20 protein-coding genes and 1 tRNA gene are annotated in these 20420 nt (G+C 66.0%); 16 read left to right on the top strand and 5 right to left on the bottom strand.

The annotated features are described in order from the left end of the window. The first annotated feature begins 6 nt into the window (after window positions 1-6). The 7 genes from TVNIR_RS07640 to TVNIR_RS07610 all read left to right on the top strand — a co-directional run bounded on the left by TVNIR_RS07640 (window position 7) and on the right by TVNIR_RS07610 (window position 5887). Complete coding sequence (locus tag TVNIR_RS07640) at window positions 7-699, top strand: ABC transporter ATP-binding protein (protein WP_015258417.1); 693 nt, start codon at window positions 7-9, stop codon at window positions 697-699. Next, window positions 696-1940, top strand: coding sequence for an ABC transporter permease (locus TVNIR_RS07635; protein ID WP_015258416.1), 1245 nt, complete (start codon window positions 696-698; stop codon window positions 1938-1940). Before TVNIR_RS07640 ends, TVNIR_RS07635 begins: the two co-directional genes overlap by 4 nt. Before the next feature lie 16 nt (window positions 1941-1956). Next, on the top strand, window positions 1957-2706 hold the full coding sequence (locus TVNIR_RS07630; RefSeq protein ID WP_015258415.1) for an outer membrane lipoprotein-sorting protein: 750 nt from the start codon (window positions 1957-1959) through the stop codon (window positions 2704-2706). Beyond that, window positions 2703-3974 carry a hypothetical protein gene (locus TVNIR_RS07625; protein ID WP_015258414.1) on the top strand — a complete coding sequence of 424 codons (1272 nt, stop codon included), beginning with the start codon at window positions 2703-2705 and terminating at the stop codon, window positions 3972-3974. Before TVNIR_RS07630 ends, TVNIR_RS07625 begins: the two co-directional genes overlap by 4 nt. A 118-nt stretch (window positions 3975-4092) precedes the next feature. Continuing rightward, window positions 4093-4653, top strand: a complete 561-nt coding sequence (locus TVNIR_RS07620; RefSeq protein ID WP_015258413.1) for a Uma2 family endonuclease — start codon at window positions 4093-4095, stop codon at window positions 4651-4653. Window positions 4654-4699: 46 nt separating this feature from the next. Further along, window positions 4700-5329, top strand: coding sequence for a TMEM175 family protein (locus tag TVNIR_RS07615; RefSeq protein ID WP_015258412.1), 630 nt, complete (start codon window positions 4700-4702; stop codon window positions 5327-5329). Between the two features lie 57 nt (window positions 5330-5386). After that, the gene (locus TVNIR_RS07610) at window positions 5387-5887 is read left to right on the top strand and encodes a DUF6790 family protein (protein WP_015258411.1); all 501 of its coding nucleotides are present in this window, start codon (window positions 5387-5389) and stop codon (window positions 5885-5887) included. 57 nt (window positions 5888-5944) lie between these two features. Here TVNIR_RS07610 and TVNIR_RS07605 read toward each other — a convergent pair whose 3' ends face one another. The 3 genes from TVNIR_RS07605 to TVNIR_RS07595 all read right to left on the bottom strand — a co-directional run bounded on the left by TVNIR_RS07605 (window position 5945) and on the right by TVNIR_RS07595 (window position 8101). Continuing rightward, complete coding sequence (locus TVNIR_RS07605; protein ID WP_006747541.1) at window positions 5945-6322, bottom strand: hypothetical protein; 378 nt, start codon at window positions 6320-6322, stop codon at window positions 5945-5947. Between the two features lie 272 nt (window positions 6323-6594). Next, complete coding sequence (locus TVNIR_RS07600; RefSeq protein ID WP_015258409.1) at window positions 6595-6954, bottom strand: hypothetical protein; 360 nt, start codon at window positions 6952-6954, stop codon at window positions 6595-6597. A gap of 256 nt (window positions 6955-7210) precedes the next feature. Next, on the bottom strand, window positions 7211-8101 hold the full coding sequence (locus TVNIR_RS07595; RefSeq protein ID WP_015258408.1) for a LysR family transcriptional regulator: 891 nt from the start codon (window positions 8099-8101) through the stop codon (window positions 7211-7213). Window positions 8102-8200: 99 nt separating this feature from the next. On the opposite strand from TVNIR_RS07595, the gene TVNIR_RS07590 reads away from it, so the two are divergent. Next, entirely contained in the window at window positions 8201-9070 is an 870-nt protein-coding gene (locus TVNIR_RS07590) for a pirin family protein (protein ID WP_015258407.1), read from the top strand. A gap of 78 nt (window positions 9071-9148) precedes the next feature. Then, entirely contained in the window at window positions 9149-9775 is a 627-nt protein-coding gene (gene ycaC / locus TVNIR_RS07585) for an isochorismate family cysteine hydrolase YcaC (RefSeq protein ID WP_006747537.1), read from the top strand. A 335-nt stretch (window positions 9776-10110) separates the two neighbouring features. Here ycaC and TVNIR_RS07580 read toward each other — a convergent pair. Together TVNIR_RS07580 and TVNIR_RS07575 are read right to left on the bottom strand one after the other, a co-directional pair. After that, window positions 10111-10186, bottom strand: a tRNA-Asn gene (locus TVNIR_RS07580). A gap of 39 nt (window positions 10187-10225) precedes the next feature. After that, entirely contained in the window at window positions 10226-11413 is a 1188-nt protein-coding gene (locus tag TVNIR_RS07575; protein WP_015258406.1) for a pyridoxal phosphate-dependent aminotransferase, read from the bottom strand. A 58-nt stretch (window positions 11414-11471) separates the two neighbouring features. Between TVNIR_RS07575 and uvrB the strand changes: the two genes are divergently transcribed. The 7 genes from uvrB (at window position 11472) to TVNIR_RS07540 (ending at window position 20236) form a co-directional block, all read left to right on the top strand. After that, window positions 11472-13538, top strand: coding sequence for an excinuclease ABC subunit UvrB (gene uvrB / locus TVNIR_RS07570; protein WP_043739503.1), 2067 nt, complete (start codon window positions 11472-11474; stop codon window positions 13536-13538). 184 nt (window positions 13539-13722) lie between these two features. Beyond that, window positions 13723-14208, top strand: coding sequence for a PNPOx family protein (locus tag TVNIR_RS07565; RefSeq protein WP_015258404.1), 486 nt, complete (start codon window positions 13723-13725; stop codon window positions 14206-14208). Between the two features lie 88 nt (window positions 14209-14296). After that, a complete protein-coding gene (gene nagZ, locus TVNIR_RS07560) occupies window positions 14297-15331 on the top strand; it encodes a beta-N-acetylhexosaminidase (protein ID WP_083499400.1) in 1035 nt (344 codons plus the stop codon). Window positions 15332-15481: 150 nt separating this feature from the next. Continuing rightward, window positions 15482-17962 (top strand): heavy metal translocating P-type ATPase, encoded by a 2481-nt coding sequence (locus TVNIR_RS07555; protein WP_043739502.1) that lies wholly within the window; start codon window positions 15482-15484, stop codon window positions 17960-17962. A 384-nt stretch (window positions 17963-18346) separates the two neighbouring features. After that, on the top strand, window positions 18347-18715 hold the full coding sequence (locus TVNIR_RS07550) for a DsrE family protein (protein ID WP_006747528.1): 369 nt from the start codon (window positions 18347-18349) through the stop codon (window positions 18713-18715). Between the two features lie 52 nt (window positions 18716-18767). Then, window positions 18768-19319 (top strand): hypoxanthine-guanine phosphoribosyltransferase, encoded by a 552-nt coding sequence (locus TVNIR_RS07545; RefSeq protein WP_043740362.1) that lies wholly within the window; start codon window positions 18768-18770, stop codon window positions 19317-19319. Window positions 19320-19486: 167 nt separating this feature from the next. Next, complete coding sequence (locus TVNIR_RS07540) at window positions 19487-20236, top strand: S-methyl-5'-thioinosine phosphorylase (protein ID WP_015258399.1); 750 nt, start codon at window positions 19487-19489, stop codon at window positions 20234-20236. Window positions 20237-20420: the final 184 nt, after the last annotated feature.

Genomic DNA, 20420 nt, shown 5'->3' with positions numbered 1-20420 from the left:
GGGTGCATGGCCCTGGTCGAGGCAACGGGTCTGCACAAGACCTATCGCGCCGGCGATGTCAGCGTGCACGCCGTCCGGGGGGTCGACTTCTCGATCGAGTCCGGTGGCTTCGTGGCCTTCGTCGGGCCGTCCGGCAGCGGCAAGAGTACGGCGCTGAACATGATCGGCTGCCTCGACCGCCCCACGGGCGGGACGCTGCGCGTGCTGGACACGGACGTCGCCTCTCTCGGGAGGTGTGAGGCCGCAGACTTCCGGGGGGCGAATCTCGGGTTCGTGTTTCAGGATTTCAACCTGATCCCGGTGCTGAGCGCGGCCGAGAACATCGAGTATCCGCTGCTGATGGTGCAGAACTGGCCCGTGGCGCAGCGTCGGGCGCGGGTGGCCGAACTGCTCGAAGCGGTCGGCATCGCCGACCGTGCGGACAAGCGACCGGACCAGCTTTCGGGTGGCCAGAAGCAGCGGGTCGCGGTCGCGCGGGCGCTCGCGTCGAAGCCGAAACTGGTGCTGGCCGACGAACCCACCGCGAATCTCGACCATGTGACCGCGTTGCGCATCATCGACCTGATGAAGGCGATGCGCGACGAATTCGGGACCACGTTCGTTTTCTCCACTCATGACCCGCGCATCGTCGACGCGGCCGAGGAGGTCTTCCACCTGGAGGACGGCCGGATCGTGGATGGCGCCGGAGGCACGGCATGATCCGGGTGCTGAGGTTGTCGGCGCGCAACCTCGCGCGGTACTGGCGCCGCAGCCTGCTGACCTCGGGGCTGATCGTGCTCGGGATGGTCGCCGTGTTGCTGTTCGTCGCGGTGTCGGCTTCCTTCAAGCAGATCATGATCGGGCAGATCACCGACTCGATGCTCGGGCATCTGCAGGTACACCAGCGTGGGTACGTCGCGTCGATCGAGAACCTGCCGCTCAATCTGAACATGAAGCCCGAGATGGTCGCCCGGGTCGAGGCCCTGCTTCGGGAGATGCCGGAGGTGGAGGCGATCACACCACGGCTGAAATTCGGCGCCATGCTCAGTGACTTCGAGGAGACCACCAATATCCGGCTGAACGGCGTGGAGCCGGAGCGCGAAGCAGCGGCGATGCCGTTGCTGGCCGGGCGGCTGCTGGATGGCGAGATCCGCAACGGTCTGCTGGCGCCCGGTGCGCTCCTGCTCCCGGAGCTGCTTGCCCGCGGCATGGGGGTGCAGGTGGGCGATACGGTGGTGCTGGTGGCGACCAATGTCGATGGTTCGGTGAACGGGAGAACCTTCCTCGTGCAGGGTGTCCTCGACGCGGTGACCGGGCCTGGTGGTCGGGACGGCTACCTGCATATCGATGATGCCCGTGCGCTGCTGCGCATGGATGCGCCGGAAGTGAACCAGATCGCGGTCCGGCTTCAGGATCCCGGTCAGACCGAGCGTGTGGCGCGCCGTCTCGAACAGAGGCTGGGCGAAATCGTGAATCCGCGCGGGCAGCCGCTGCTGACCGTTCACACCTGGGATCAGTTGACGCCGTTTGCAAACATCGCGCGCATGATCGATCTGCTCGATCTGTTCATTCGTATCATGCTGGTCGGGATCGTGCTGATTGCGGTGATGAACGTGATGATCATGTCGGTCTACGAGCGTGTGCGCGAGATTGGCACGATTGCCGCGATCGGGACGCCGCCGGGCCGGATCCTCTTACTGTTCGTGGGTGAGGGCGTGCTGCTGGCCGTGGCCGGTACTGTCGTCGGCACGCTGATCAGCCTCGGGGTGGTCCGTCTACTGAACGTCTGGCCTTTAGAGTTCGCTTTCGGGCGCCAGGAGATCGTGCTGGCCCCCGCGCTGGCGCTCGGCGATATCCTGTGGGTGGCCGCGATCGTGGTCGCGGTCGCGGCGGCCGCCAGTCTGCAGCCGGCGTGGAAGGCCGCGCGAATGGACCCGAACACCGCGTTACGGCATGTGTAGGGAGAGGACCATGTGCATGATCCGATCGATCCGAGCCCGCTTTGCCGCCATTATCCTGCTCGCGATCCTCGGCTGCGGACCGCTCTGGGCCGTGGACGCGGATGCACTGCTCGCGGAGGTCGACCAGCGCATGCAGCCGGGTGCGCTGGAGATGTATCGGAAGATCATCAACGTTGAACCCGACGGTCGCTCGCGGGAGTTCGTGCTGTACACGGTACGCAGCGGTGCCGACAGCATGGCGGCGGTGTTCCTGGATCCCGCGAGCGAGCGCGGCCGGTCGACACTGCGCCTCGGGGACAACATGTGGCTTTACATTCCCGATGTCGGCAGGCCGATCCGGATCACCAGCCTGCAGTCGGTCGTCGGTGGCGTGTTCAGCAACACCGATATTCTGCGCCTGGATTTCAGCGTCGAGTACACCGCAACCCTGCTTGAAGACGACGGGGAGCAGTACGTGCTCGATCTCCAGGCCCGCGGACCCGATGTCGCCTACGATCGTCTGAAGATGTGGGTGGACCAGCAGACCCGTACTCCGGCGAAGATCGAGGCCTACGCGGCCACCGGCCTGCTGATCAAGACGCTGGAGTACAGCCGGATCACCGATTTCGGTGACGGCATCGTGCGGCCCGCGATGCTCGAAACGACCAGCCCGCTTCAGCGGGGCTATCGCTCGGTGATGCTGTTTTCCGGGATCGCCCGGCGCGATTTTCCGGATGAAGTGTTCTCGCTGAGCTACCTGCCCAGGATCGGGGATCTGCGGCGTTGAGGCACGGGCGGCTTGGGCTCCTGCTGTTCCTGTTGCCCGCGCTTGGCCATGCCGAATTCGAGTTCGACTTCGATGTCGAGCGCTACGAACGCAAGCCCTACGAGGTGTCCGGCTATCTGCAGGGAACGTTTGAACATTTCCTGCTGGACCGCGATTCCGCGCTGTATGCCCTGAATTTCCCGGACGGGCAGCGCCGCGATTTCCAGCGTTACCGCGCGACCGGAAACGTCTCCGGTCAGTATCGCTGGGACAACACCACGCTGAACGGCCGCCTGCACGCCGAGTGGCGGGACGACGTCTTCGGCAGCGGTGACGACGTCACGGTGCAGGAACTCTATCTGAACCACCGCTCCAGCGACCGGCTGTCGGCAGAGATGGGCAAGCGGACCCTGCGCTGGGGCACCGGCTATGCCTGGAACCCGGTCGCCTTTCTGGAGCGACCGAAGGATCCCACGGACCCGGACCTCACACGCGAGGGATTCGTGCTCGCGCAGGCTGAGTACGTCCGGAGCTTCGCTGGGCCGCTGCGCACGCTGGTGCTCAATCCGCTGATCCTGCCAGTGAACGACGATCTGAACGAGGACTTCGGTGCCGACAGCGCGCTCAACCCAGCGGGCCGCGTCTATCTGCTCTACCGTGATACCGATATCCATCTGACGGCCCGTGCCAGCGGCAGCCGCCCCGGCGCATTGGGAATCGCGCTGTCCCGAAACCTCGCCCCGCATTTCGAGGTGCACGCCGAGCTGGCAGGATTCGGCCGGCGCGAGCTCACGGTCGTGGACGATGACGGGACGCTGGGCAGCCGCGACGCCCGGTCCACCGATGTACTTCTCGGGCTGCGCTATCTGACGCAGGGAGAAACCACCTGGATCGCCGAGTACTACCGTAACGGCGCCGGTTACACACGTCAGGAGATCCGGAATTTCTTCGATCTCGCCCGCGAGAGCGGGGAGGATCCCCGGGCACAGCGCAGAGCCGCGCAGGCGCGTGCGTCCGGCTACGGCGCACCACAGGTGATGCGCGATTATCTCTATCTTCGGGTGCGGAACAACGAACCCTGGGATCTCCTGCACTGGGCCGTCGGCGGGACAGCGATCGTCAATCTGAACGACGGCAGCGCTTCGCTGATCCCGGAGCTGAGCTACACGGGAATCGCCAATCTGGAACTGCGCGGGCGTCTCGCGACGCTCACCGGCGGCCAGAACACCGAGTTCGGCGAGCGACAGAACGACTGGCGTCTGGAATTCCGGGCTCGCTACAGCTTCTGAAGGCCGCGGCAGTTCCCCGGGGGTGATGGATCCGCGCCCCGCATCTCGCCCCGTTGATTGTTTGCCCCGTGCCGTCAGGTTAGGCTCGGAGCAGGCATCGAAGTCCCACGAGGCGCTGATGAACCAGCCCGCAATCCAGGACGCGACCTACGAGGATCTGCTTCAGGTGCCCGACCACCTCGTCGCGGAGATCATCCACGGGCAACTGGTCACCCATCCGCGTCCGGCGCCACGCCATGCCCACGCCCGTTCGTCGCTGGGAGACGAGCTGGTGAGCCCGTTCGACAAGGGCCGTGGCGGACCCGGCGGCTGGTGGATTCTCGACGAGCCCGAGCTCCATCTCGGCGCGGGTGTTCTGCTCCCCGACCTGGCGGGCTGGTGCCGGGAACGTTTGCCGCGTCTGCCGGAGACGGCCTGGTTCGAGTTGGCGCCCGACTGGGTCTGCGAGGTGCGCTCAGCGTCGACCGCGCGGGTCGACCGGATGGAGAAGTTGCCGATCTATGCCGCGGCCGGGGTGCGTCATGCCTGGCTGATCGATCCCGATTTGCGGACGCTGGAAGCTTTCGAGAACCATGACGGCCGCTGGCTGCTGTGGGCCGCACAGGAAAACGACAACCCGGTCCAACTGCCGCCGTTCGACGCGATCTCGTTTCCGCTGGACGCCCTGTGGGCCGACTGAAGAGGCGTCTACGGGACGCCGCCTGGCCGCGCGCGTGAGGAGGGGCATGTTCGGCTGGTTACGCGGATCGGGGCAGGGGGCAGCGCAGGAGCGGTTTTCGCCGGCGCCGCACAGGCTGGAGGCATTGTCGGATGGCGTCTTCGCCATCGTTCTGACGCTGCTCGCCCTCGAACTGCGACTGCCGGACGCCGCGCATGATGCGCGTTTCACCGACGTCATTGCCGGCAATGCGGCCTTGATCGGCAGCTATGCCGTCTCGTTCTTCATCGTCGGCTTGTTGTGGAAGCTGCACCATATGGTGCTGGAGCGGATCGGGCGCGGCGTCGCCGGCATTCACGTCCTCAACCTCGCCTTTCTCGCGACCGTGACGCTGACGCCGTGGTCGCTCGGCAACCTCACCAGCTTCCCCGGCGATGCCGTCGCGGTCGCGACCTTTTCCGGGCTACTGCTCGCGGCCTGGCTGATCTTGATCGCGATCCTAACCTCGGCGCTGGCGGGGCAGGGGCACGACGAGGCGCAGCGGTTGCGCATCCGGCAATTGCGCGTCAGCCTGACCAGCGGTCCGCTTGTCGCCGCTGCCTCGATCGCGATCGCGCCGTTTTCCACCGATGCCGCACTTTATGTCTGGCTCGCGCTGATACCGCTGTCGGCATTGAGGCGCCGTTTCGCGCGATAGGGGCTGGAGCATCGCGCGCCGCCGCTCGCGAATCTGACGAAGAAAAAGGAGCAGACCATGACCTCCCACGGTTCGTTCATCGCCGCGTTCCACATCCTTTTCCTGCTGATTCCGCCCGTGAGCGCCGCGCTCTGGTGGCACCATCGTCGGAACATCGGGGTGCGGTATCGGCCGATCCTCCTGAAGCATCTCGTGTTCGTCGGCGTGGGCGTGCAGGGGTTCATGGCGGGGCTGAAGCAGATCTTTACCGGCGAAAGCATCGCGGCCTATCTCGACTGGGCCTACAGCCCCTTTGTCGCCGAGCTCGGCCTGATGAATCTGTCCTTCGGGATTCTCGGCCTGATCGCGCCCTTCGCCTCGCGCGGCTTTCTGATCGCGACCTCGCTTGGCTACGGTATCTTCCTCATCGGCGCGGCGACCGGGCATCTTTACGACGTGATCAACACGGGCAATCTGGCGCTCGGCAATATCGGGCCGACCCTGTGGTCCGACATACTGATCCCGCTCGTCCTGCTCTGGTTGATTCTTGCTACGCGCGAGAACGCAAAGGCCGCGTGATTCGAAACGGGCGCGGCGGGGGCAGGAGAGGATGGTCTGCGCAAGCAGGCGTCGGCACTATGCCTTCATCCCTGCTTCGAGCCCCTGCCGCCAGTCATCCACGAAAGCCTCGATGGTCTCGATGAAGTCGGGGTCATGCTCCCGGCGGTTGATGGTGCAGTGGATCACCACCGCGTCCGGGTCGGGTGGCAAATCGGTGGTGATCGTCCAGGCGAGCGCGTTCGGACAGCCCGGAAGGGTGAAGCGTACGCCGCCGCGGATGGTCTCCCGGCTCACAACGAATTCGCCCCACACGCAGTAGATTCGGCCGCTGTCACCCGACTGTTCCAACACGGTATCGATGGAGGCGCACCAGTCGGGAAGACGCTCTATCGTGATTTGTTGCTCGAGACCGCCGGCGTCAGCGCCAATGCGGGCAGTGGCAAAGAATTCCATCGCAGACCCCTCGGGTGGATATCGGCCCCCGTACCGCCAGTGATGCGCAAGCGGAGGGCGCCCTTTGCGGACCGTGGCCGATTCGGATGGTTCTCGTCCTGCGCATGTCTTCGCTCCTGTCCGGAATCCCGTACCGATCATGGCTCAGCCACTGGCCGGATTCCACTCGGGTTGACGAGGAACCGAAAAGGCGCAACACCTAACCCGGCACCCGCGTGTGTGCGCTGGGTACGGAACGGGCCGCGGCCGGATCGAGCAGCTGAAAGTGGGGCTCAGCGCGAACCGTCGCCCTGCAGGAGCTGATGCTGCAGGGCAAGCAGTTCCTGGCGCAGGACCGGGTCGGGGTCATTGATCTGAATGCCGACGGAGCCCACGGGCTCGTTGATCCGAAACTTCAGCGCCTGGTGCCCGGCCACCGTCAGTTCCAGTAACTCGCCCTGATGCTGCTGGGCGATCGCCTGGAGCCGGCTCACCGCCGTGGGTCGGAGCCGGAGCCAGACCTGGTGGCCGTCCATCGCCACTGCGCTGATCTCTTCGGAGGCCAAGTTGACGCGGACGACCGGCTCCGCCTGTGCCGCGCTCGCGATTACGGCGGCAAGAGCGAGCAAAACACTCAAGAACAGCGACCGCATCTCGGTCTCCTTGCAAACAGCAGCATTGGTCGGGCGGCATGCCCTGGACCCAGGTTGAGCCTACCGAATCAGTCACAACAAAGGCGTCCGCTACAAGTAGACCACTTCATTGCTCGGTGACCGGGGGCGAGGGCACACAGCAGAAGGACGAGGTAGAGAGCACCCAGATGCACTATCCGTACGCGTGCAGAGCCTCGCATTCGTTTCCCACCGAGGCGAAGCGAATGAAACTGGATTGCGGCTGCTCACCCTGAGATCAGCCGTTGAGCAGCCCGCTCAGTTCCGAGGCCGCAACATCCATGAATGCCCGTAGCTTGGGCGGCACGAAACGCTGGCGCGGATAGACCAGATGGACGGGATCCGCTCGGGCCTCCCAGTTGGGGAGCACCCTCACCAGCCTTCCCGCTTCGATGTCTTCGCGGCAAATGTAGGTGGGCAGTATCCCGATTCCCTGCCCGCGCTGGGTCAACAGGCGAATCACGCCCAGGTCATTGACGATCAGGTTGCCATCCATCGGTACAGTCACACTGTCCTTGCGATTCGATAGTGTCCATTGCGATTTACCAAATGACGTGAACTGGAGGCAACGGTGCCGGCGAAGGCCCCGTGGTGATGCCAGCGGCGGTGCGGCATCGAGATAGTCCGGGCTCGAAAACAGTGCCCAACACGCGATACCGACCCGTTTCGCGATCAGGGTCGAGTCGCGTAGCTCGCCGGCCCGGATGGCGACATCGACGCCCTCGGCCACCAGGTCCAGGTAGCTTTCCGTGAGGGACAGATCGACGTCGATACGCGGGTAGGATCTGCGCAGCCGTTCGAGCAAGCCGACCAGGATGGTATCGCCAAGGTCTGTGGGTGCCGTTACCCGTAGCCGACCGGTTGGCTCGCCGATGGATGCCGTCACAGCGGCCTCCGCTTCGAGCATGTGTCCGAGTCCGGCGGCTGCGTGATGGAAATAGATCTCGCCGAGTTCGGTGAGACTGAGCCGGCGGGTGGTGCGTTGCAGCAAGGTCACGCCGAGCCGCCGCTCCAGGCGGGCAACCCGTGTGCTCACCGTGGACGTCGGCAGGCCGAGTTGCCGGGCGGCAGCGCTGAAGCTCTTCATTTGCACCACCTTCACGAACACCGCGCTCTCGTTGAGATCCATGCCGATTGTTCAACCAGATGAATAGAGTTTCAGAATTCTACCATCTAGTGGCGGCAACCCTGCATCGCTAGAGTTGCAGTCATCAACACAGGAGGCGCCATGAAAAAGCTCACCTACATCAAGCGCAGCAACAGCGGCCACTGGGTCGGCGATGGATTCCCCGTCCGCACCGTTTTCTCCTACCACGACCTGGGGGACGAGATTTCCCCGTTCCTGCTGATGGACTATGCGGGTCCGCACCATTTCGAACCCACCAGCCGGCGACGGGGTGTCGGCGCGCACCCTCATCGCGGGTTCGAGACCGTCACCATCGTCTATCACGGCGAAGTGTCGCATCGGGATACGACCGGGGCCGGAGGGACCATCGGCACCGGCGACGTGCAGTGGATGACCGCAGGATCGGGGCTTCTGCATGAGGAATTCCACAGCGACGACTACGCGCAGCGTGGCGGCCCCTTCGAGATGATCCAGCTCTGGGTCAATCTGCCGGCGAGCGACAAGATGACCGCGCCGGCCTACCAGGGCATCACGCACGACCAGATCCCGCAGGTTCCTCTTCCCGACGGGGCCGGCACCGTGCGCGTGATTGCCGGCCGGTACGGCGAGGCGGCAGGCGCGGCCCGCACGTTCACGCCGATCAATGTCTGGGATATGCGGCTTCAGGCCGGTGGACGCGTTTCGCTCGAATTACCACCGGGGCACAGCACGGCGCTGTTCGTGTTGAGCGGACTGATCCGCGTCGACGGCCAGACGGTCGGCCCAGCGGAACTGGCCGTACTGGAGCGCGACGGCTCGACGCTGGGCTTCGAGGCCGCCCAGGACAGCGTCGTACTGCTGCTCGGTGGCCAGCCGCTGAACGAGCCGGTCGTCGGGCATGGCCCGTTTGTCATGAACACCCGCGAGGAGATTGCACAGGCCGTGCGCGACTTCAACGCCGGTCGGTTCGGGCACATGTCCTCTTCGCGCTGACGACGACACGCTTGCCAGACGAGCCACTGGCCCGCCCTTTCTACCCCCGACTGGGGGAACTCAACGAGGAGATCTGCCATGACCAAACCCTATGTTCGACTGAACAAAGACGATGCCGCCGTCCTGCTGGTGGACCATCAAGCCGGGCTCCTGTCGCTGGTGCGCGATCTCAATCCCGATACGTTCCGGAACAATGTCCTGGCCCTGGCCGCGCTTGCCCGGTACTTTGAACTGCCGACCGTGCTGACCACGAGTTTCGAGTCCGGCCCGAACGGCCCCTTGATGACCGAGCTCAAGGAGACCTTTCCGGAGGCGCCGTACATCGCACGGCCCGGTCAGATCAATGCCTGGGACAACGATGCGTTCGTGCAGGCGGTCAGGGCCACCGGCAGGAAGCAATTGATCATTGCCGGTATTGTCACCGAAGTCTGCGTGGCTTTTCCGTCGCTCTCGGCGCTGGAAGAGGGTTACGAGGTCTTCGTGGTCACTGATGCCTCCGGGACGTTCAACGCCCTTACCCGCGACGCGGCGTGGCAGCGCATGGCCGCCGCCGGTGCGCAGTTAATGACCTGGTTCGGGGTGGCCTGTGAACTGCATCGCGATTGGCGCAACGATGTAGAGGGCCTGGGGACACTGTTCGCGGAACACATCCCGGATTATCGGAATCTGATGAACAGCTACGCGAGTTTGCAGGCAGCCCAATAGGACCCGGGAGCCGAGGACTTTGCCCGGCACCGCGGGCAGAGTCCTCTCCCTTGTTGGGCAGCCGGTGGATACAACCCCGAAGGCCGCTTTCGTTCGGCTTCCGGGCAGCCATATGCGCGAGAACACGATGGACCGCTCGGAGCCGTGCAGGACCGGCGGGGTGGCGTGGTCGGGCATTTGGCAGTGAAGCGGCCCGCGTGCGCACGGGCCATCTGGGCGTCAACACGCAGATCGTGAACGCTTGGCTACGCGGGAGGCGCGTGTGGGCGAGACTTGGCTACACGGACCCCAGAAACGAACAAGGCCGCCGGTTAAGGTGGCCTGAGTCTTTGTTTTGGCTCCCCGGGACGGACTCGAACCGCCGACCTAGTGATTAACAGTCACCCGCTCTACCGACTGAGCTACCGGGGATTGGGAAGCCGCGAATGCTAAAGTCCGGCGCTCCGCGAGTCAAGCGCCGCGGGCGAAGCGGCCGATGCGCTCGAGCGCCTGGTCGAGCACGGCGAGGCTGGTGGCGAAGGAGATGCGCACGTGGCCGTCGAGGCCGAACGCGCTGCCCGGAACCAGAGCGACACCGACGTCGTCGAGCAGACGGCGCGAGAACTCGATATCGTCGGCGATGCCGCGGGCCTGCATCGCGCCGGTTACTCTCGGGAAGCAGTAGAAGGTGCCGTCCGGCATCAGGCATTCGACACCGGGGATCGCGTTCAGGCCGTCGACGACGTGCCGGGCGCGCTTCTCGAATTCGACGCACATGTCGCGCACGCACTGCTGGTCGCCGTTGAGAGCCACGACCGCAGCCGCCTGCGCGATCGAGGTGGGGTTGGAGGTACTCTGCGACTGCACGTTCTTCATCGCGCCGATCAGCTTCGCCGGGCCACCCGCGTAGCCGATCCGCCAGCCGGTCATCGCGTAGGCCTTCGACACGCCGTTCAGCACCACGGTGCGCGGCGCCAGGTCGGGCGCGACGTTCAGGATGTTCACGAACTTCGCGCTGCCGAACAGGATGTGCTCGTACATGTCGTCCGTCGCGATCACGAGGTTCGGGTGTTCACGCAGCACCTCGGCCAGCGCCGAGAGTTCATCCGCACTGTAGGCCGCGCCCGTCGGGTTCGATGGGCTGTTGATGAAGATCAGCCGCGATTTTGGCGTGATCGCAGCGCGCAGCTGCTGGGCGTTGATCCGGAAGCCGCTTTCCTGCGTTGCGGTGATAAACACCGGCGTCGCGTCCGCGAGCAGCGCGATGTCCGGGTAGGATACCCAGTAGGGCGCCGGGATCAGCACTTCGTCGCCCGGGTTCAGCAGCGCCTGTGCCAGGTTGAAGATGCTCTGCTTGCCGCCGGAGGAAACCAGGATCTCGTTCGGTTTGAACTGGAAGCCGTTGTCGTACTCGAACTTCGCGATGATCGCCTGCTTCAGCGCGGCGGTGCCGTCGACCGCGGTGTACTTGGTTTCCCCGCGGGCAAGCGCATCGATCGCGCCCTGCTTGATATGCTCCGGGGTATCGAAGTCGGGCTCTCCGGCACCGAGACCGACGATGTCGCGGCCCTCGGACCTGAGCTGCGCGGCAAGCGCGCTGACCGCCAGGGTAGGGGAGGGCTTGATGCGCTGAACGCGTTCGGAAAGCTGGATGTCCAAGACGGGCCTCTGGCAAGCACTGGAATGAGGGAAGCAGCGTTGGTCGCTGCACTGCGAAATGATACTGAAATCAGACGTGCAAGATAAGGCGGAAGCGGGCCAGCGGCTCGAGGTCGTGTCGAGTTACCAGCCGGCCGGCGACCAGCCGGAGGCGATCCGGGCCCTGGTGGACGGGATCGCCTCCGGCCTCGCGCACCAGGTGCTGCTCGGGGTGACCGGCTCGGGCAAGACGTTCACGATCGCGAACGTGATCGAACAGGTGCAGCGGCCGACGATCATCCTCGCGCCGAACAAGACGCTGGCGGCCCAGCTCTACGGCGAGATGAAGGAGTTCTTCCCGCATAACACGGTGGAATATTTCGTTTCCTATTACGACTATTACCAGCCCGAGGCCTATGTGCCGTCGTCGGACACCTACATCGAGAAGGACGCATCGATCAACGACCACATCGAGCAGATGCGCCTGTCCGCGACGCGCGCGCTGCTGGAACGGCGCGACGCGATCATCGTCGCCAGCGTATCGGCGATCTACGGCCTGGGCGATCCCCGCAAGTACCTGTCGATGGTGCTGCACATCAAGCGCGGCGACCGGGTGGACCAGCGCGAAATCCTGCGCCGGCTGGCCGAGCTGCAGTACACGCGCAACGACATGGAACTGCGCCGGGCGACCTACCGCGTGCGCGGCGAGGTGATCGACATTCACCCGGCGGAATCGGAAGCCGAGGCGGTGCGCATCGAGCTGTTTGACGACGAGGTCGAAAAGCTCAGTTATTTCGACCCGCTGACCGGAGAAGTCCTGCGCACGGTGCCGCGGTTGACGATTTACCCGAAGACCCACTACGTGACGCCGCGCGAGACCCTGGTTGCGGCGGTGGACGAGATCCGCGAGGAACTCAAGCAACGCCTGGACTTCCTGCGCAACGAGAACCGCCTGGTCGAGGCCCAGCGCCTGGAGCAGCGCACGGTGTTCGACATGGAGATGATCCTCGAGATCGGCTACTGCTCCGGGATCGAGAACTACTCGCGCTACCTTTCCGGCCGTGCCGCCGGCGAGCCGCCACCGACGTTTTTCGACTATCTGCCGCCCGATGCGTTGCTGGTGATCGACGAGTCGCATGTTTCGGTACCGCAGATCGGCGGGATGTTCCGCGGCGACCGCTCGCGCAAGGAGACGCTGGTCGAGTACGGTTTCCGGTTGCCGTCGGCGCTGGACAACCGGCCGCTACGCTTCGAGGAGTTCGAGCACCTGCAGCCGCAGACGATCCACGTCTCCGCGACTCCGGGGCCGTATGAACTGGAACACGCCGGGGCCGTGGTGGAACAGGTGGTCCGGCCGACCGGCCTGCTGGACCCCAGGCTGGAGGTGCGCCCGGCCAGCACCCAGGTCGACGACTGCCTGTCCGAGATCCGCCTGCGCCTCGAGCGCAACGAGCGGGTGCTGATCACCACTTTGACCAAGCGCATGGCCGAGGATCTGACCGACTACCTGTCCGAGCATGGCGTACGGGTGCGTTACCTGCACTCGGACATCGATACGGTCGAGCGCATGGAGATCATCCGCGACCTGCGCCTTGGCGAGTTCGACGTACTGGTCGGGATCAACCTGCTGCGCGAAGGCCTGGACATGCCCGAGGTCTCGCTGGTTGCGATCCTCGATGCCGACAAGGAGGGCTTTTTGCGTTCGGAGCGCTCATTGATCCAGACCATCGGGCGCGCGGCGCGCAACGTGAACGGCATGGCGATCCTGTACGCGGACACGGTCACCGGCTCGATGCAGCGGGCAATCGAGGAAACCGAGCGCAGGCGCGAGAAACAGACGGCACACAACGAGCGCCACGGCATCACGCCGCTGGGCATCCGCAAGGCGGTCGCCGATATCCTCGAGGCACGGGCCGATCCGCGTCAGGCCGGGCGGCGGCGCGACCGTCGCGTGGCCGAGACGCCCCCGGCGTATGCCGACACCCCCGACCATGCCACTCGCGAGATCGAACGCCTGGAGAAGGAGATGTACGAAAAGGCGCGCAACCTCGAATTCGAGGAGGCCGCGCGGCTGCGTGACCGCATCCAGGACCTGAAGGAACGCGCGTTCCGCCCGGAGGCCGCGCTGCTGCATACGGGTTCCTGACGCGCTGGGAACGGAGCGCTGTGCGCGATCTTCACAGGGCGAGGGCCGGCATCCGGCGTTCCCGCGCCGCGGTGGTTGCCGCAGGCGCCGGGGCGGTAGGAGCGTTGGCGGATGCCCCTGCGCGCTTCCGCTCTACGGGTCGCCGAGACGCGAACCGATGTCTTGGTAACAGAGGTGCGAACCGATGAGCGAACACGACATCCACCGGGCGGCCGAAAGACTCCTGGACTCGGTCCCCGGATTGGTGATCGGGACAGGAGCAGGCGAGGGCATTTCGCTCGGCCACCTGCCGTTTACGGGATCGCTGGAGGAAGGCCTGGTGGTGGTCTCGAGCCGGTTGGCGGCGCATTACCGTGCGCTCGAGGCGGGTCATCCGGTCACCTGCCTGCTGCTGGAGGATGCCGCGGACTGCCGCCAGATCTACGCGCGCAGACGCATGCTGCTGCGCTGCCGGCCGGAACGCCTGACCGGTGCCAGGATACGGGCCGGCGCGTTCGCGGCGCTCGAGGCACGGTTCGGCGGTATCCTGAACCTGCTCGAGGGGCTGCCGGACTTCCAGGCGTTTCAACTGCACGCGCTGTCCGGGGAACTGGTGCTCGGTTTTGGCAAGGCCTATGCGCTCCGCGGGCCCGGCCTGCGCACGGTGGAACACCTGACTGGCGGCGGCTGATGGCGGTGATCCGGTTCCGCGAGGGCGCCCGCCGGCGCAAAACCCGCTAGACTGGATACTCTGTCGTGTGCGAACCCGGTATGAAGCCATGAGCGAATTCCTGGGCCCGGTGATGCTGGGTATAACGGGTCTGGAACTGACCCCGGAAGACCGCGAGCGCCTGCTGCACCCAGCGACGGGCGCCGTCATCCTGTTCACCCGGAATTACGAGGACCCCGAACAACTCCGGGCACTGATCGGTGCGATCCGCTCCCTGCGGCGGCCGGAACTGCTGCTGGCGGTGGATCACGAGGGCGGGCGGGTGCAGCGCTTTCGCACGGGGTTCACCGAACTGCCGCCGATGCGCCGCATCGGCGACGTGTTCTCCTACGATCCACCCCGGGGTCAGGAACTGGCACGGGATGCTGGATGGCTTCTTGCCCAGGAACTGAAGGCAGTGGGCCTGGATTTCAGCTTCACCCCCGTGCTCGACCGCGACGCTGGCATCAGCGAGGTGATCGGAGACCGCGCCTTTCATGATCGGGCGGACGTGATCGCCCGGCTCGGCGGCTATCTGCTGGACGGACTTGACGAGGCCGGAATGTCCGGGGTCGGCAAGCATTTTCCGGGACACGGCGGCGTCGCGGCGGACTCGCACGAGGAAGTGCCGGTGGACCCGCGCCCGTTCGCGGAAATCGAGGCCGACGACATCGCGGCCTTTCTCCCGTTGTTGCCGCGCCTGGGCGGCATCATGCCGGCGCATGTCATCTATCCCGACGTGGATTCGAATCCCGCGGGTTTCTCGGGGATCTGGCTGCACGACCTGCTGAGAATGCGCTGGGGCTTCGACGGCGCGCTGTTCAGCGACGATCTGGGCATGGCCGGCGCCCGGGCCGCAGGTTCGCCTGCCGACCGGGCGCATGCGGCACTGTACGCCGGCTGCGACATGGTCGTGATCTGCAACGATTTCGCCGCGGCGGACGAGATCCTGCAGACGTTGGAAGGACGCGATCCGAACCCCGACACGCAGCGCCGGCTCGAGGCCATGCGTGCCCGCCCGGCGGCGGAGGACCGCGCGCGTATGGAGGCCGCACAGTCCCGGTTGCTGGCACTGGGCGACCACGAACCCACCTACATCACCTGACCGCCGGGCGCCGGCCCCCCCGGAGGTGGTCTACGGACGGAAGCGGGGGCGGACGCTGTCCGTCTCGGTTCCAAAAAGGCTACGACCCGATCCGGAGGCTGCGCAGTGAAGACCCGACCAGGCGCGGGATGCCGGGAGCGGCGCTGAGACATGGGCCGCCGCTCCGCCGATCACCCCCCGGTCCGACTGGAACTCCCGGTCGGCGGGATGAGTTGTGCGTCCTGTGTGGCGCGGGTCGAGGATGCGATTCGTGCCGTTCCCGGGGTACAGGGTGCCAGCGTCAACCTGGCCACCGGACAGGCAAGCGTCGATCTCGGCACCGCCAGCCCGCAGGCGGTCGTTGCGGCCGTCGCTGCCGCCGGCTACGACCCCGGGAGCGAAGAGATCCGCCTCGTGGTGGGCGGCATGAGCTGCGCGTCGTGCGTCGGGCGGGTCGAGGACGCGTTGCGCGCGCTGCCGGGAGTGCTCGAGGCGGACGTGAATCTCGCCGCGGAGACCGCCCGGGTACGGTATCTGCCGGCCCTCGTGGCTCCGGCCGACCTGCTTGCAGCGGTGGACGCGGCCGGCTACGACGCCAGCCTGCCGGAGGCGGGTCCGGACCCGGTCGACCGGGAGCGCTCCGCGCGGGCCGCGGAACACCGCTCGCTGAAGCGCAGCCTGACGCTGGCGGCAGCACTGACGCTGCCGATCTTCGTGATCGACATGGGTGGGCACCTGATTCCTGCACTGCAGCATGCGGTGCACGATGCCCTGGGCACCGGGAACGTGTACCTGCTGTTCTTCGTGTTGGCCTCCGGGGTGCAGTTTGGTCCGGGCCTGCGTTTCTATCGCAAGGGCTGGCCGGCGCTGATCCAGGCTGCACCCGACATGAACTCGCTGGTGATGCTCGGAACCTCGGCCGCCTACGGGTACTCGGTGGTCGCGACCTTCCTGCCGGGGTGGCTTCCCGAGGGGACGGTGCACGTGTACTACGAGGCCTCGGCGGTGATCATCACCCTGGTGCTGCTCGGGCGATTCCTCGAGGCCAGGGCCCGGGGCGCGACCTCCGAGGCGATCCGCAGGCTGGCGGGCCTGCGTCCGCGCACCGCGCGCGTGCACCGTGCCGGCGAAATCGTGGAGATCGACGTGGCGCAGCTGCGGCCGGGTGATCGGGTGCTGGTCCGCCCGGGAGAACGGCTGCCGGTCGACGGGGAGGTCGTCGAGGGCAGTTCCTGGGTCGATGAATCGATGATCACCGGAGAACCGCTGCCGGTGCTGAAGGAATCCGGGGCGCCGGTCGTTGGCGGCACGGTGAACGGGCAGGGAAGCCTGACGTTCACCGCCACGCGCGTCGGCAGCGATACCGTGCTGGCGCAGATCATCCGCATGGTCGAGGCCGCCCAGGGATCCAAGCTGCCGATCCAGGCGCTGGTCGACCGGGTCACGCGCTATTTCGTGCCGGCGGTGATCGCGATCGCCGTGCTGACCTTCGGAGTCTGGCTCGTGTTCGGACCGGCACCGGCGCTGACGCTCGCGCTGGTGAACGCAGTGGCGGTGCTGATCATCGCCTGCCCCTGTGCGATGGGCCTCGCCACACCGACGTCGATCATGGTCGGCACCGGCAAGGGGGCGGAGATCGGCGTGCTGTTCCGCGGCGGTGATGCACTGCAGGCGTTGCGAGCGGTCGAAGTGATCGCGCTGGACAAAACCGGCACGCTGACCGAGGGGCGGCCGGAGCTGATGGGCATCGAGACCGCCGACGGTTTCGACGCGGACGAAATCCTGCGCCTTGCCGCCGCGGTGGAGACCCATTCCGAACACCCGATCGCGCGGGCGATCGTGCGCGCGGCCGAACACCGGGGTCTGCGGGCAGCTGCGGCGCAGGGGTTCGCGGCAGAGGTCGGGCAGGGTGCCCGCGCCGAGGTCGAAGGACACCCGGTGCTGGTCGGCTCGGCGCGCCTGCTGGCCGGGGAGGGCATCGATACCCGGCGCCTTGCCGACGCGCTCCCCCGGATCACCGCGAGTGCGGCAACCCCCCTGTTCGTCGCCGTTGACGGACACGCCGCGGCCGTGCTCGCAGTCGCCGACCCGCTGAAAGCGAGCGCGCGCAGCGCGGTCGCGCGCCTGCACGCACAGGGCCTTGAGGTGGTCATGATCACCGGCGACCACCGGGGCACCGCCGACGCGATCGCCCGCGAGCTCGACATCGACCGGGTGGTGGCCGAGGTTCTGCCGGACGGCAAGGTGCAAGCGCTGCAGGAGCTGCAGCAGGGTGGGCGACGGGTCGCATTCGTCGGCGACGGGATCAACGATGCGCCTGCGCTGGCACAGGCGGAGGTCGGAATCGCGATCGGTTCGGGCACCGACGTGGCGATGGAGTCGGCCGACGTTGTGCTGATGTCGGACAACCTGCTCGGGATCGCAAACGCGATCGCGCTGTCGCGGGCGACGCTGCGCAACATCCGGCAGAACCTGTTCTGGGCTTTCGTCTACAACACGACCCTGCTGCCGGTCGCGGCCGGGATCCTATACCCGTTCATCGGCCTGCTGCTGTCGCCGATGTTCGCGGCGCTGGCGATGGCCTTCTCGAGTGTCAGCGTGGTGACCAATGCGCTGCGCCTGAAGCGCTTCCGGCCACCCACACCGGCGTGAAGCGCGGGTTTGGTACGTCTCCGGTGCGCCGCGGGCGGTACTGCCCCGCGTGATGGTTGTGTCTGGCGGCAGAACCTTGGGGGTTCTGGGGGCCGGTGGGTCTCGCACAAGCGGCGTGTCGGCCCCGGCGTGCCGATTTGCAGCAGTGCTGGTGCCCTTCTGGAGCCGGGAACACCGCACCGGTCGGGAACATGATTTCCATCAATACCCGCAGCGCCGAAGGCTGCCAGAGTCGAAACTGCCGCCGGTTGCCGCAAGCCCGGTACGGGTTCCAGAACCGGTGCGCGGTGGACGCATTACAATCGTGCAACCCTTGGCGCGCCGGGTGCACCCTGCGAGGGTGTCTTCCCGTACAATGCCTACCTTCACTTCTGGAGAGTCTTCATGGCCGACAAACTGCTCATCGTGATGGTCAACACCGATCCCCGCAACGGTTCGGAGCTCGGTGCCCCGTTCTTCCAGGCTACCGTCGCCGCGGCCATGGAATACGAGGTCGAGGTCGTGTTGACCGGCCGCGCCGGCGAACTCGCGAAAAAGGGCGTCGCCGAGAACCTGTACGTGCAGGAGGGCAGCTCGAAGTCGGTGTACGACTTCATCAAGGATGCCGCAGAGGCCGGCGTCACCTTCAAGGTCTGCACCCCGACGCTGGACCTCTGGGGTGACGACCTGATCCCGGAGATCGAGGAGACCGTGGGCGGGGCCTACGTGATCTCCGAGGCGATGGACGACGACACCGTCACCTTCACCTACTGAATCCCAACCCCCCGGCCGCGTGCGAGGGGCCGGGGGAACGAAGACTCCGTTGATTTCTCCGGACGAAGCCAGGCGCGTCCTGCGCGAGGCCGACTGCCTGCACAGCCGCGACGCGGTGGAGACCGCGATCGACCGCCTGGCTGCCAGCACGGCCGAGGTGCTTTCCGAGCGCAATCCGCTGGTCCTCGGCGTGATGACCGGCTGCGTGGTGCTGCTGGGCGGCCTGCTTTCCCGCTGGTCGTTCCCGATGCACCTCGACTACCTGCACGCGACCCGGTACCGGGGCAAGACCCGCGGCGGGCCGCAGCTCCACTGGCTGGCACAACCGCAGACACCGATATCCGGTCGCACGGTCGTGTTGGTCGATGACATCCTGGACGAAGGTGTCACGCTCGACGAGATCCGGAGGCATTGCCTGAACGAAGGGGCCGAGCAGGTCGTCAGCGTCGTGCTGGTCGACAAGGCGAACCCGAAACGGGATCCGCACATCATCGCAGACCATGCGGCATTGCAGGCACCGAACCGATACCTGTTCGGCTACGGCATGGACTACCATGACTACCTGCGCAATGCACCCGGGGTGTTCGCGGTGCGGGGAGCCTGAGTACCCGAAGGAGGCAGCGTCGTCGCCGATCGTTGCGATGCCCCGCGCCTGATGCCGGGCAGCGTACGGCAGGCCCGCCGGTCACCACCCCCGGTCCCGGCCGACGGCGGCGCAACCCGGGCATCATCGTTCCATAGGCCGGGGCGCACGCCCCGAGAGGAAAGCGCATGAGCGACGCACGTCTGGCGATCATCGGCGGCACGGGGCTAACCCGGCTCAGGGATCTCGAAATCACCCGCCGCGAGGTGATGCACACCCCCTACGGTGAGCCTTCCGGGCCACTGACCTACGGCCAGTACCACGGTCACGAGGTGATCTTCCTGCCTCGTCACGGGGCTCAGCACACGATTCCGCCACACCAGGTGAATTACCGGGCCAACCTCTGGGCGCTCCGGAATGCCGGCGTGGAAACCGTGCTCGCGATCGCCGCGGTTGGCGGCATTACCGTGGAGATGGCACCCGGTGTGATCGCGATGCCCGACCAGATCATCGACTACACATGGTCGCGCTTTCACACTTTTTTCGAGGGTGACGGGATGGAGGGCGTGACCCATGTCGACATGACGTACCCCTACAGCCAGGAGCTCCGTGAGACCCTGATTGCGGCGTCGCGGGAGCTCGGCCTCGGGGCGGTGGAGCAGGGCACGTACGCGGCGACCCAGGGGCCCCGCCTTGAGACCGCCGCCGAGATCGACCGCCTGGAACGCGACGGCTGCGACCTGGTGGGCATGACCGGTATGCCGGAGACGGCCCTGGCGCGGGAACTGGAGCTGCGCTATGCATGTTGCGCGGTGGTCGCAAACTGGGCTGCGGGCCGTTCGAAAGGCCTGATCACGATGGATGACATCGCGCGCAACCTCGAAATCGGGATGGCGCGAGTCAAGCAGCTGCTCCCCGAGGTGATCGGCCAGCTCTGAACGGGTCCGATACCTGCCGCCAGAGGAGGCCACCCCATTCGACACCTGATTATCACGGAAGCTCCGCAAGCTGGAAGAGGAGGTTTCGTGATAATCCAGATTTAACATAATATACATTATGCGAAGTGATTTCCGGGACGCCGGGGGCCGACCTTCGAGCGCTTCCCATGGCCGCGTTCAGTAT

It is taken from the genome of Thioalkalivibrio nitratireducens DSM 14787, assembly GCF_000321415.2.
Classification (GTDB): Bacteria; Pseudomonadota; Gammaproteobacteria; order Ectothiorhodospirales; family Ectothiorhodospiraceae; genus Thioalkalivibrio; species Thioalkalivibrio nitratireducens.
Note: the sequence above shows the minus strand (reverse complement) of the source record. Positions and strands in the feature narration are given on the sequence as shown.